Here is an 11,232-nt window from a genome sequence, read left to right on the forward strand (position 1 = left end):
AGCCTGAAGGGGACGGCCAGGACGAGCTGGCCGCACCTGCTGCTCTGGAGGGCATCATGCGCACCGTCGTCGTCACCGGAACCGCCTCGGGCATCGGCAAGGCCCTCAAGGGGATGCTGGAGGCCGACGGCCACCGCGTCATCGGCGTCGACCTGCGCGACGCCGACGTCACGGTCGACCTCACGACCGACGCGGGCCGCACCGGGCTCGTCGAGCAGGTCACCGCGCTCAGCGGCGGCACGGTCGACGCGGTCGTCGCCAACGCGGGCCTGTCGAACGGCAGCCCGGCGACCCTCGCGGTCAACTACTTCGGCGCCCTCGCGACGCTCGAGGGCCTGCGCCCGCTCCTGGCGGGGTCGCCCGCCCCGCGCGCGGCAGTGACGTGCTCCATGGCGAGCCTCCTGCCGGTCGACGACGAGCTCGTCGACCTCACCCTCGCGGGCGACGAGCCCGCCGCGCTGGCCCGCGCGGCCGAGCTCGCCGCCGCCGGGACGGGCGACATCATCTACGGCAGCAGCAAGGCAGCGGTCGCGCACTGGCTGCGCCGCGTCGCGCCGAGCGCCGACTGGGCCGGCGCCGGGATCCCCCTCAACGCGATCGGCCCGGGCATCGTCCAGACGGGCATGACGGCCGAGATGCTCGCGACCGAGGAGTCGACCAGGGCCGTCGAGTCCCACGTCCCCATGCCGCTCGGCGGGATCATGGGTCCCGAGGTCCCCGCGAACCTCCTGCGTTTCCTCGTCTCCCCGGAGAACAGCCACATGTGCGGACAGGTCGTCTTCGTCGACGGCGGTTCGGACGTGGTCATCCGGGGCGACAAGGTCTGGTGACCTGACCGGCTCACCTCGAGAAGGCGGCCCGACGGCGTCACGTGCGTGACGTCGTCGGGCCGCCTTCTGCGTGTGGTCCGCGCGCCGCACGTCGAGCGTGACGTCCGAGTGCGCCCGCGAGCCCGGGAACAGCCCGAACGTCACGCTCGGCGACGGGACGCGCCCGGGCGTGCCACGCGCGAGGATGGACGGATGCACCTGACCGCGGAGCTCGGGGACCTCACGACCGTCGACGCCGACGTGATCGTCAACGCTGCGAACTCGTCGCTGCTCGGGGGTGGTGGGGTCGACGGCGCGATCCACGCCGCGGCCGGTCCCCGGCTGCTCGACGCGTGCCGCGAGCTGCGGCGGACCACCCTGCCGGACGGGCTCCCGGTCGGCGAGGCCGTCGCGACGCCCGGATTCGACCTGCCGGCGCGGTGGGTCGTCCACACGGTCGGGCCGAACCGCCACCGCGGCCAGACCGACCCCGCGCTGCTCGCCTCGTGCTTCACACGCTCGCTCGACGTCTCCGCGGACCTCGGCGCGACGTCCGTCGCGTTCCCCGCCGTGAGCGCAGGGGTCTACGGCTGGGACGGCGACGAGGTCGCGCGGGTCGCCGTGGCGGCGGTCCGCGCGTGGGGCGACGGCGGCGACCGGGGCGTGGGGGACGTGCGCTTCGTGCTGTTCGGCGACCGGCTGCTCCGGGCCTTCGAGGAAGCGCTCGCCGCGGACGACGAGCGCCCGACCGTGTAACGCGGCGTCACGTCCTCCCGAAGCGTGGACGCCCCCTTGTCCCGGCCGGCAGCGAACGCCACCCTGTCGGCCATGCAGATCTTCCGTGCGTCGCAGGGGTGTCCGTAGGGCGACGGCGCCGCGCTGCCCTGCGCCGGCCGTCGCCCTCGCCGCGCCCACCCGACGCCGGAAGCCCCGGAGGACCTGCCATGCCCGCTCGCAAGAACACCGTCCCACCCGCCAGGACGGAGGACGCCGCACCGCCGGTCGAACCCGGCGACCCCGCCACGGCCACCGCCGCCCGGCCCGTGACGGTCGACGCCGTCCGACGCGTCCACGTCTCGGAGGACTGGCTGGCGACCGTCGTCGGCCTGGCGATCGTCGCCGTCGGCCTCCTGGGCCTGATCCCCGAAGGGCTGGTGCCCTGATGAGCGGCACGACCCCTGACACGGGCACCACCATCCGTCCCGAGCCGCCCACGGGTGAGGCCCGCTCCCCCGAGACGGCGGCAGGCGGGGCGCCCGTCGACGGGGCGCCCTTCCGCGAGGCGCCCGTCGGCGAGGCGCCCCGGGCGACGCTCGAGGACTCGGTCGTCCAGGACGGGCGCTCGCCGGGCGGCCTGTACCTGGTGGCGGGCTTCGTGGTCCTCCTCGGGCTCGCCTGGTCGGCCCGGTTCCTGGAGCAGAGCGTCCCGGAGTGGCTGGCCGGCACTCCGCTCGGCGGGATCGCGAAGTCCGTCGAGTACCCCGTGTACGCGATCGCGCTCGGGCTGCTCGGCAACGCCGTGCTGTCGGCCGCGGGCCTGCGCTCCCGGCTGGCGGCGGCCTTCCGCACCGAGTTCTTCATCAAGACCGGTCTCGTGCTGCTCGGGGCCACGGTCAACCTGTCGCTCATCGTCTCGGCCGCCGGTCCGGCCATCGCGCAGGCCGTCCTGCTCATCACGCTCGTCTTCGGGTTCACGTGGTGGCTGGGTGGGCGGCTCGGGATCGACGACAGGCTCCGGGCGCTGCTCGCGAGCGCCGTGTCGGTCTGCGGTGTGAGCGCCGCGATCAGCGCTGCGGGCGCGGTCCAGGCCAAGAAGGAGCAGCTCGCGTACGCGGCGAGCCTCGTCATCCTGTTCGCCCTGCCGTCGATCTTCGTCCTGCCCGCGCTGTCCGAGGCGCTGGGCCTGTCGCCCGCGGTCGCGGGGGCCTGGATCGGCGGGAACATCGACACCACGGCCGCCGTGACCGCTGCGGGGGCGCTGGCCGGGGACGAGGCGCTGCAGGTCGCCGCGATCGTCAAGACCACCCAGAACGCCCTGATCGGCGTCGTCGCGATCGCCCTCACGGCGTACTTCGCGTTCCGGGTGGACCGGGTCGCGGGGGCGGCCGCGCCCCGGTGGAGCGAGCTGTGGACACGTTTCCCGAAGTTCGTGCTCGGGTTCCTGCTCGCCTCCGTCGTCGCGACGCTCTACGTGAGCTCCGTGGGCGCGGACGCGGCCGCGCCCGACATCGCGATCCTCAAGTCGCTGAGCACGGTGTTCTTCATCGTCGCGTTCGTGTCGATCGGGCTGGAGTTCAACGTGACGGCGGTCCGGGAGGCCGGGTGGAAGCCGGTCGTGGTGTTCGGGTCGGCCGCGGTCTTCAACCTCGTGGTGGGGCTCGCGCTCGCGAGCGTCCTGTTCGCGAACCTGGAGATCTGAGCCGGGGACCCTCGGGCGCCGCCGGTACTGCCGGTGCTGCAGGCGCTGTCGGCACCGCCGGTGCCACCCGCGGGGAGGCCCGTCGCGCAGGACGCGGCGGGCCTTTACCAACTTGTGATTTTCGAAGTATCAGATACTTGCTTTCCTCCCCCTCGCGGCCGTTGCTAGCGTCGACGGTGATTTATCTGATACTCGGAGTTGCACCAAGGTGATGGGCACTCCGGAGTCAGACCGGCAACGACGCCGGCCACGAGAGGACCCTCGCACATGACGAACCACGCCTTCCCGCGCCCTTCGCGCGCGCACTCAGCCCTGACCATCGGCGCCCTTGTCGTGCTGGCGCTCGCCGTCGTCGCGCTCGTCGCCTACCTGCTCGTCTTCAACGGCAAGGTCGCCGACGGCGCCACGCGCCTCGACGACGGAGCCACCCGTCTCGAAGCGGGCGCGGCCGAGCTCGCCGACGGTGCGACCCGCGCCGAGGAGGGCGCCGGCAAGCTCGCCGACGGCTCGAAGGACCTCGAGGACGGGGCCGAGAAGCTCTCCGCCGGCGCGACGCAGGCCTCGACCGGCGCGACCCAGCTCGCCGCCGGCGGCGTGACCGCGCTCGACGGCGCCGCCCAGCTCGCGGCCGGGGCCGACGAGCTCAACGCCGGAGCAGCCCGGCTCGCGCCAGGGGCCGCCGACGCCTCGGCGGGCGCGAACAAGCTCGCGGCCGGGGCAGGCGACCTGCGGGCCGGCACCGCGGAGCTCGCGCCCGGTGCCGTCGCGGCGGCGGAAGGGTCCGCGCAGCTCGCCGCGGGCTCCACCGAGCTCAAGAACGGTGCCGCCGCCCTGGCCGACGGCGCGTCACGCGCTGCCGCCGGCGCCGAAGCCATCCACACCGCGTCGGGCGGCCTGGTCGCCGGGTCGGGCGAGCTGAGGGCGGGGGCCAAGCAGAAGCTCGGCGACGCCGTCACGGGCCTGCGTGGTGGTGTGGCCCAGCTCGACGTCGGCGCGGACCGCGTCACGGAGGGGCTCACGGCGGCGCGGACCGGCGCGGGGAACCTTGTGGCCGGCGCGACGTCCCTGCGCGAGGGGGCCGCCGCGTCCAAGGCACAGGCCGGCGCAGCCGCCGCGACGCTGGGCACCCTCGCAGCGTCGGCACAGGCCTCCGCCGACGCGACCACGGACCCGACCGCCAAGGCCGCGTTCGAGAAGCTGGCCGCCGACCTCACGTCGCTCAAGGGCGGCACGCCGGAGCAGCCCGGCATCCTCGGGCTGGCCGCGGCGTTCGAGAAGCTGGGCACCGGCGCAGGCGGTCTCGAGACGGGTGCCACCGGACTCCAGTTCGCTCTGGGGACAGGGACCGCGGACAAGCCCCAGCTCCTCGCGGGCGCACAGGCCCTCAAGGGTGGGATCGGCAGGCTGGGTGCGGGAGTCGACTCCCTCTCCGCCGGAGTCACGACCCTCGACGGTGAGATCGGCAGGGTCCAGGCCGGGGCGGCCCAGCTCCAGACGAAGCTCGGCGAGCTCAGCACCGGCACCCGGAGCGCCGCCACCGGCGCGACCCAGCTGTCCGCCGGGGCAGCCCGTGCGAACGGTGGAGCGCTCGCGCTCGCGGAGGGCACCACCCGGCTCGCGGAGGGCGCGACCGCGCTCGACGCCGGCGCCGGCAGGCTGCAGTCGGGCGCCAAGGACCTCGCCGCAGGCAACGCCAAGCTCGCCACGGGTGCCCGGGAGCTCTTCGCGGGGACCACGAAGCTCGAGGACGGGTCGCTGAACCTCCACACGGGCATCAACGCGCTGTCGAGCGGTGCGGCGTCGCTCGCGGCGGGCAGCTCGGCGCTCGCCGAGGGCGCGGGTACCTTGCACGCGGGCACGACGACCCTCGCGAACGGTGCGGGTGACCTCGCGAAGGGCAGCTCGGCGCTGGCCGACGGCGCGGGCACGCTCGCCGACGGCACGGTCGAGATCTCGGACGGCACGACCAAGATGAAGTCGGACGTCGAGAACAGCCCGGCCGGAAAGCTCTCGCTCGGCATGTCGGCGATCGCGGGCGGGAGCCTGCTCGCCGGTGTCGTCGGGATCGGACTGGGGTTGCGCCGCCGGCTCACCATCTGACCGGCTGACCTGCGCGATCCCGCGCGGCGCCTCACAGTCGACGGTGACGCCGCGCTTCTCGAGGGTGGCGGGGCCGCGTCCATGACCTGGACGTGGCTCCCGCCGCCCTCGCTCTGCGTCTGCCTCCAGGGTCCAGCCTCACCGCGGTGCCCGCCTGACATCTACTTGCCAAGCAGGAAAGTAGATGCTTCCATGGACACATGAGCAACGACGCACCCCTCTTCGCCGCCCCTACTCCCCAGGAGGCCGCAGCCGCACTCGACCTCGCGACCCGGAGCACCGCGACGACCGCCGGCATCGGGCACCGGTGGGTCCAGAGCCTGCTCCTCGCCTGGGCCGCCATGACGATCACCGTCGTGCTGCTGGTCGGCCTCGGGGGTGTGCCGGGGATCGTCCTCGGCTCCTTGATCGGCCCGCTCTTCGCCGGCATGGTCGCGATCTGGGCCGCTCGTCAGGGCGTCCGGGCGCGCAGCCTGCACGGTCGATACCTGCTCGCGGTCGTCCTCTGGGCCGTCCTCTACGGAGCCGCGCTCGTCCTCGGTCTGCCCGGCCAGGCCGGCAACCTGGCCTACTGGCTCCCCGCCGCGCTGGTCACCGCCCTCCCGATGCTCGCGGCCGCCCTGTGGCCCCGTCACGAGGAGCAGGCGGCATGACCGAGACGCACCCCCGCCACCGGCTCGACGACGTCATCCACTCCCCCGTCCGGCTCTCGGTCGTCGCGGCGCTCGCCGGGGTCGAGAAGGCCGACTTCAGGTCGCTGCGCGACGCGATCGAGGTCTCCGACTCGGCGCTCTCCAAGCAGCTCACCGTGCTCGAGGACGCCGGGTACGTCGAGATCACCAAGGACCGCGTGGGCCGCCGTCCTCGGACGTGGGCGGCACTCACGCCTGCCGGGCGCGCGGCGCTCGCAGCGCACCTCCAGGCGTTGCGCGCGATCGCCGAGCAGCAGCTCCCTCCGGTCACCGACGCCTGATCCACAGGGGCTGTGGACACCCCGGGAGCCTGGGGATGCGAGCCGTGCACAGGCGCTGCGCCGGGGGCGGTCCCCACAGCACGCTCACGCGCACGCCACGCGTGGGTGCCGTGCGGAAGAGTGGGTGCCATGACCACGACCGAGGCCACCGACCAGCACGCCCCCGAGCCCACCGCGCCGCTCGCCGCACCGGCCGACGCACCGGCCGTCCCCCCGCCGGGAGCCCGCTGCTTCGGCGACGGCGACCCGCTCTACGAGGCGTACCACGACACCGAGTGGGGGGTCCCCGTCCACGGGGAGGAGGCGCTGTTCGAGCGGCTGGCGCTCGAGGCCTTCCAGTCGGGGCTCGCGTGGATCACCGTGCTGCGCAAGCGCCCCGCGTTCCGCGAGGCGTTCGCGGGCTTCGACCCGGAGGTCGTCGCCCAGTTCTCCGAGGAGGACGTCGAGCGCCTGCTCCAGGACGCCTCGATCATCCGCAACCGGATGAAGATCGAGGCCACGATCTCCAACGCGCGCGCCCTGCTCGCGCTGCACGAGCAGGGCAGGACGCTCGACGAGCTCGTCTGGTCGTTCGCGCCGGGTGGTTCGCGCGCGCCCGACGGCGGCACCGCCCTCGATCGTCCGCGCCCCGCGACCTTCGCGGACCTCGCGGCCAGCACGCCCGAGTCGGTCGCCCTGGCCAAGGCGCTCAAGAAGGAGGGCTTCCGCTTCATCGGCCCGACGACGGCCTACGCGGCGATGCAGGCGTGCGGGCTCGTGGACGACCACCTGGCGACGTGCCCGGTCGCGGTCGAGAGGACTTTGCTATAGCAAAATGGTTCCATCGTGTGAGACGAGGTGCGATCATGAGGACCATGTCCTCGTACGTCAGCGTCCTCGACCTCTTCTCGGTCGGCATCGGGCCCTCGAGCTCGCACACCGTCGGCCCCATGCGCGCGGGCACCACCTTCGCGCGCTCGCTCGACGAGCGAGGGACGCTCGACCAGGTCACGGCGCTCAAGGTCGTGCTGTGCGGCTCGCTCGGTGCGACGGGGATCGGCCACGGGACACCGGACGCCGTCGTCGCGGGCCTGCGCGGGCTCGATCCCGAGACGTGCGACCCCGACGACGTCCCTGGGAGCTGGGAGCGCCTGGGCGACGGCCACGAGGTCCGTCTGCTCGGCCGCCGGGTCGTGACCATGGCCACCGCCGACGTCCGCCTCGCACCGCTCACCCGGTTGCCCGGCCACCCCAACGGGATGCGGTTCACGGCCCTCGACGCGGCCGGCGACGTCGTCGCGGAGCAGGTGTACTACTCGGTCGGCGGAGGCTTCGTCCTCACGGAGCAGGAGCTCGAGGCCGCCGCCGCGAACGAGGAGGCCCAGCACGCTGCCGAGCTCGCGGGCGCACCGATCGACCCCGCGACCGAGCCCTCGGACGTCCCGCACCCGTTCGCCAACGCGGCCGAGCTCCTTGCGTCCTGCACGCTCGAAGGGCGCAGCATCGCCGAGACCGCGTGGGAGAACGAGGTGTCGCTGCGACCCGCCGCGGAGGTCGGGGCGGGCCTCGACCGGATCTGGCGCACCATGAGCGAGTGCGTGGACGCGGGCCTCGACCGCCACGGCATGCTTCCCGGGAGGCTCAAGGTCCGCCGTCGGGCACGTGCGCAGCGCGAGAAGCTCGAGGCCGCGGAAGCAGGTGGGGCCTCCGACCTGTCGATCGAGTGGCTCCAGGCGTACGCCATGGCGGTCAACGAGGAGAACGCGGACGCCCGCCGCGTCGTCACGGCCCCCACCAACGGGGCCGCAGGGATCATCCCGGCCGTCGGACGACACTTCCTGCGCCTCCACCCGGACCTCGCGGCCGACGAGGAGGCCACGCGCCAGGCCATGCGCACCTACCTGCTCACCGCGGGCGCGATCGGCGCGCTGTACAAGCGCAACGCCTCGATCTCCGGTGCGGAGGCCGGGTGCCAGGGCGAGGTCGGCTCGGCGTGCTCGATGGCCGCGGGAGCCATCTGCGCGGTGCTCGGCGGTACCCCGGCGCAGGTCGAGAACGCCGCCGAGATCGCGATGGAGCACAACCTCGGACTCACGTGCGACCCCGTCGGCGGACTGGTCCAGGTCCCGTGCATCGAGCGCAACGCGATCGCTGCCTGCACCGCGGTCTCGGCCGCGAAGCTCGCCCTCCAGGGCGACGGCGCGCACGTCGTCTCGCTCGACACCGTGATCGAGACCATGCGCCAGACGGGCCTCGACATGTCCACCAAGTACAAGGAGACGTCGACGGGCGGCCTCGCGGTCAACGTCATCGAGTGCTGACGCGGTCCGAGCGGACGAGTGCCGGGAGCCGTCCGCTCCGGAACGCGCTGGGAGAACCGTCCGTGCCACGGCATGCGGAAACCCGCCGTCACACCACCTGACCAGCGGGTTCTTCCTGGTTCAGCCGATGAAGCCGGCGTCCGTGTGCCAAGGTGGGAGACCAGCACCTTCGACGAGCGGATCCCATGCACCAGACGCACCTCCCGTCGCCGACTCCTCCCGTGGAGCGGCTGCATCTCTCGGCACGCCTCGAGGACCGCATCCGTGCGGCCGCAGTCAGGTTCCTGCGGTCGCGGGGCTGGACCCCGCGCATCGAGGCGTACGTCGGGTACGGCAACGAGGGGTCGGTGCGCGTGCTGGCAAGGGTGCTGCTGAGCCGCCCCCACCGCCGTGCGGACCTGGTCTGGAACCGGCGCGGCTGGCGCAACTACCTCACCGTCTCCGCGCCGGGCGAGGTGGTCCGCGCGTCGGTCACGCGAACCGACGACGCGGGCCAGGACGAGCGTCTGGTGACCGACCTGCCCGCCGACCGCGACGGGTACGTGGACGGGATGCTCGACGTCGCGCTCGCCCCGGGGTGGCACGACGTCCAGCTCGCGACGGCAAGCGGCGCGGTCGCGACGGCGCGGGTCTTCGTGGTCGGACCCGGCCGTCGGCTGGGCGTCATCAGCGACATCGACGACACCGTCATGATCACCATGGTCCCCAGCCTGCTGCGCGCGGTGTGGAACACGTTCGGTCTGCACGCGAGCGAGCGGCGCCCGGTGCCGGGCATGGCCGACCTGTATCAGGGCATCGCCTCTGTCCATCCGGATGCACCCTTCGTGTACTTGTCGAACGGCGCGTGGAACTCTGCAGGGAACCTGGAACGCTTCCTCGACCGCAACGGCTTCCCGCCCGGGGCCCTCCTCCTGACCGACTGGGGTCCCACCGCGACGGGATGGTTCCGCAGCGGGCAGGAGCACAAGGGCAACGCGATCGACCGGCTCGTGCGCGAGCTGCCCGACGTCGGCTGGCTCCTGCTCGGCGACGACGGCCAGCACGACCCCGCGATCTATGCCGCCGCCGCGACACGCCATCCGACGCACGTCGCCGCGATCGGCATCCGCCAGCTCAGCCCCGCGCAGAAGATGCTCGCCCACGAACCTCCCGCGCCGTCGTCGGGCAGGAACGGCGGGACCTTCCTCGGGACCGTCGCCGTGCCGGGATCACGCCGCACCCGGCGTCCGGCGCACGGCGTCCCCACGGCAGGCGGGGCCGACGGCAAGGCGCTCGCCCGCGCGCTCGGCCGCGCCCTGCGCTGAGCAGGCTCCGGTGCCGGGTCGGCGGGACGTCCCGGATGCCCCGTCCGTCACGAGATGTTTCGCTGGGGACATGACCGACGACAAGGAGCGACCAGGCCCAGCAGGCGACCAGGACCCCACCGAACCGATCAAGTCCGCCTTCCCGGCACCGGGAGGCATCACCGGGGGGAGCGTCCCACCCGCCGAACCCATCCCCAACGCGCCCGACCCGTTCTCCGCCACGGAAGCCTCGACACCACCCGGCGGCCCCGGCGAGCCGCCGCCCGGCGGCCCGACCGATCCCCCGGGCAACCGCGCCTGGTGGTGGGCGCTGGGCGGCCTGGTGCTCCTCGCGATCGTGGCGGTCGGGATCTGGCTCGCGACCCGTGGCGACGCGGACGGCGACGCCACCGCCTCGCCCGCACCGACGCCGTCGGCCACCGTGAGCTCACCGAGCCCTTCCGAGGACCCCACCCCCGAACCCACGACAACGACCACCCCGCCCTCCGCGGGCTGCGCCGCGACCGGGACCGGCACCCCGGCGGGCGCGAGCACGCACCAGGTGGTCGACGTCGACGGCGACGGACGCCCCGACACCGCCTGGCTCACCGGGGGCGCCGACCGGGCGTTCGGCATCACGACCGCGTCGGGGGCGACGTTCTCGGCCCCCGTCACGTCCGCGAGCCCCGTCCCGGCGAGCGCGATCGTCAACCTCGTCGCGGCAGGCGGCGGTGAGGCGCCCATCGCGCTCGTCGACGTGGGACGCGAGGTCCTGCTGTTCTCCGTCGCGGACTGCGCCGTGACCGTGACGCAGAACGCCCAGGGCCAGCCGTACACGTTCGACAAGGGGTTCAGCGGCTTCGGGACAGGAGTCGGCTGCACGGCCGTGGACGGCGTGCTGCACCTGGCAGGGCTCGACGCGACCTCGGCGGACGGTACGACCTACACCGTCGAGCGGACGTTCGTCGACCTCGACCAGGCCGCACGGAAGGCCACGAACGGCGAGACCGAGACCGTCGCCGAGGGGGCCGCGGCGACGGACCCCGTCGTCGTGACCGCGCAGGAGACGAGCTGCGGCGACCTCGTCGCGGGCGGCGCGAACCCGGGCGGGCCGGTCGAACCGCAGGGCTGAGGCCCGTCGAGACCGTGAGGGGGCCGCCATCCACCGGATGACGGCCGCCCCTCACGTTCTCGGCAGCCGGCCTGCGCCGGAGGCGAGCGCCCCGGGCTGTCAGGCCTGCGGGGGCAGGGCGGCGATCATCGGGTCGTCCTTCTCGATCATGCCCATCTTCGCCGCACCACCGGGCGAACCCAGGTCGTCGAAGAACTCCACGTTCGCCCGGTAGTA

Annotated in this window: 11 protein-coding genes and 1 pseudogene; 11 read left to right on the plus strand and 1 reads right to left on the minus strand. The window is 73.7% G+C overall.

Annotated features, from left to right (window positions below):
- Positions 1–56 precede the first annotated feature (56 nt).
- The 11 genes from ACFVQ3_RS08885 (at position 57) to ACFVQ3_RS08935 (ending at position 11,016) form a co-directional block, all read left to right on the plus strand.
- Complete coding sequence (locus ACFVQ3_RS08885) at positions 57–830, plus strand: SDR family oxidoreductase (RefSeq protein ID WP_387637654.1); 774 nt, start codon at positions 57–59, stop codon at positions 828–830.
- Between the two features lie 192 nt (positions 831–1,022).
- Positions 1,023–1,565, plus strand: a complete 543-nt coding sequence (locus ACFVQ3_RS08890) for an O-acetyl-ADP-ribose deacetylase (RefSeq protein ID WP_387637657.1) — start codon at positions 1,023–1,025, stop codon at positions 1,563–1,565.
- A 188-nt stretch (positions 1,566–1,753) separates the two neighbouring features.
- Positions 1,754–1,972: a hypothetical protein gene (locus ACFVQ3_RS08895; RefSeq protein ID WP_387637659.1), complete on the plus strand. Its 219-nt coding sequence runs from the start codon at positions 1,754–1,756 to the stop codon at positions 1,970–1,972.
- Complete coding sequence (locus ACFVQ3_RS08900) at positions 1,972–3,228, plus strand: YeiH family protein (protein ID WP_387637662.1); 1,257 nt, start codon at positions 1,972–1,974, stop codon at positions 3,226–3,228. Before ACFVQ3_RS08895 ends, ACFVQ3_RS08900 begins: the two co-directional genes overlap by 1 nt.
- A gap of 267 nt (positions 3,229–3,495) precedes the next feature.
- The gene (locus tag ACFVQ3_RS08905; RefSeq protein ID WP_387637665.1) at positions 3,496–5,328 is read left to right on the plus strand and encodes a hypothetical protein; all 1,833 of its coding nucleotides are present in this window, start codon (positions 3,496–3,498) and stop codon (positions 5,326–5,328) included.
- Positions 5,329–5,528: 200 nt separating this feature from the next.
- The gene (locus ACFVQ3_RS08910) at positions 5,529–5,981 is read left to right on the plus strand and encodes a hypothetical protein (RefSeq protein WP_387637668.1); all 453 of its coding nucleotides are present in this window, start codon (positions 5,529–5,531) and stop codon (positions 5,979–5,981) included.
- Positions 5,978–6,301 carry a winged helix-turn-helix domain-containing protein gene (locus ACFVQ3_RS08915; RefSeq protein ID WP_387637670.1) on the plus strand — a complete coding sequence of 108 codons (324 nt, stop codon included), beginning with the start codon at positions 5,978–5,980 and terminating at the stop codon, positions 6,299–6,301. The genes ACFVQ3_RS08910 and ACFVQ3_RS08915 overlap by 4 nt, the downstream gene beginning before the upstream one ends.
- A gap of 129 nt (positions 6,302–6,430) precedes the next feature.
- Positions 6,431–7,111, plus strand: coding sequence for a DNA-3-methyladenine glycosylase I (locus ACFVQ3_RS08920; protein ID WP_387637672.1), 681 nt, complete (start codon positions 6,431–6,433; stop codon positions 7,109–7,111).
- 44 nt (positions 7,112–7,155) lie between these two features.
- Positions 7,156–8,601 carry an L-serine ammonia-lyase gene (locus ACFVQ3_RS08925; RefSeq protein WP_387637691.1) on the plus strand — a complete coding sequence of 482 codons (1,446 nt, stop codon included), beginning with the start codon at positions 7,156–7,158 and terminating at the stop codon, positions 8,599–8,601.
- A 185-nt stretch (positions 8,602–8,786) separates the two neighbouring features.
- Positions 8,787–9,905: an App1 family protein gene (locus ACFVQ3_RS08930; protein ID WP_387637674.1), complete on the plus strand. Its 1,119-nt coding sequence runs from the start codon at positions 8,787–8,789 to the stop codon at positions 9,903–9,905.
- 70 nt (positions 9,906–9,975) lie between these two features.
- On the plus strand, positions 9,976–11,016 hold the full coding sequence (locus ACFVQ3_RS08935; protein WP_387637677.1) for a hypothetical protein: 1,041 nt from the start codon (positions 9,976–9,978) through the stop codon (positions 11,014–11,016).
- Positions 11,017–11,115: 99 nt separating this feature from the next.
- Here the strand turns inward: ACFVQ3_RS08935 and ACFVQ3_RS08940 are convergent.
- A pseudogene (locus ACFVQ3_RS08940) lies at positions 11,116–11,232 on the minus strand (ferredoxin); the annotation flags it as partial.

Source organism: Oerskovia sp. NPDC057915 (assembly GCF_042887685.1).
Lineage (GTDB): Bacteria > Actinomycetota > Actinomycetes > Actinomycetales > Cellulomonadaceae > Oerskovia.

Bases quoted from the DNA above. Each gene is read 5' to 3' on its own strand.
- ACFVQ3_RS08885 (WP_387637654.1), top strand. From the start codon at position 57: ATGCGCACCGTCGTCGTCACCGGAACCGCCTCGGGCATCGGCAAGGCC.
- ACFVQ3_RS08890 (WP_387637657.1), top strand. From the start codon at position 1,023: ATGCACCTGACCGCGGAGCTCGGGGACCTCACGACCGTCGACGCCGAC.
- ACFVQ3_RS08895 (WP_387637659.1), top strand. From the start codon at position 1,754: ATGCCCGCTCGCAAGAACACCGTCCCACCCGCCAGGACGGAGGACGCC.
- ACFVQ3_RS08900 (WP_387637662.1), top strand. From the start codon at position 1,972: ATGAGCGGCACGACCCCTGACACGGGCACCACCATCCGTCCCGAGCCG.
- ACFVQ3_RS08905 (WP_387637665.1), top strand. From the start codon at position 3,496: ATGACGAACCACGCCTTCCCGCGCCCTTCGCGCGCGCACTCAGCCCTG.
- ACFVQ3_RS08910 (WP_387637668.1), top strand. From the start codon at position 5,529: ATGAGCAACGACGCACCCCTCTTCGCCGCCCCTACTCCCCAGGAGGCC.
- ACFVQ3_RS08915 (WP_387637670.1), top strand. From the start codon at position 5,978: ATGACCGAGACGCACCCCCGCCACCGGCTCGACGACGTCATCCACTCC.
- ACFVQ3_RS08920 (WP_387637672.1), top strand. From the start codon at position 6,431: ATGACCACGACCGAGGCCACCGACCAGCACGCCCCCGAGCCCACCGCG.
- ACFVQ3_RS08925 (WP_387637691.1), top strand. From the start codon at position 7,156: ATGTCCTCGTACGTCAGCGTCCTCGACCTCTTCTCGGTCGGCATCGGG.
- ACFVQ3_RS08930 (WP_387637674.1), top strand. From the start codon at position 8,787: ATGCACCAGACGCACCTCCCGTCGCCGACTCCTCCCGTGGAGCGGCTG.
- ACFVQ3_RS08935 (WP_387637677.1), top strand. From the start codon at position 9,976: ATGACCGACGACAAGGAGCGACCAGGCCCAGCAGGCGACCAGGACCCC.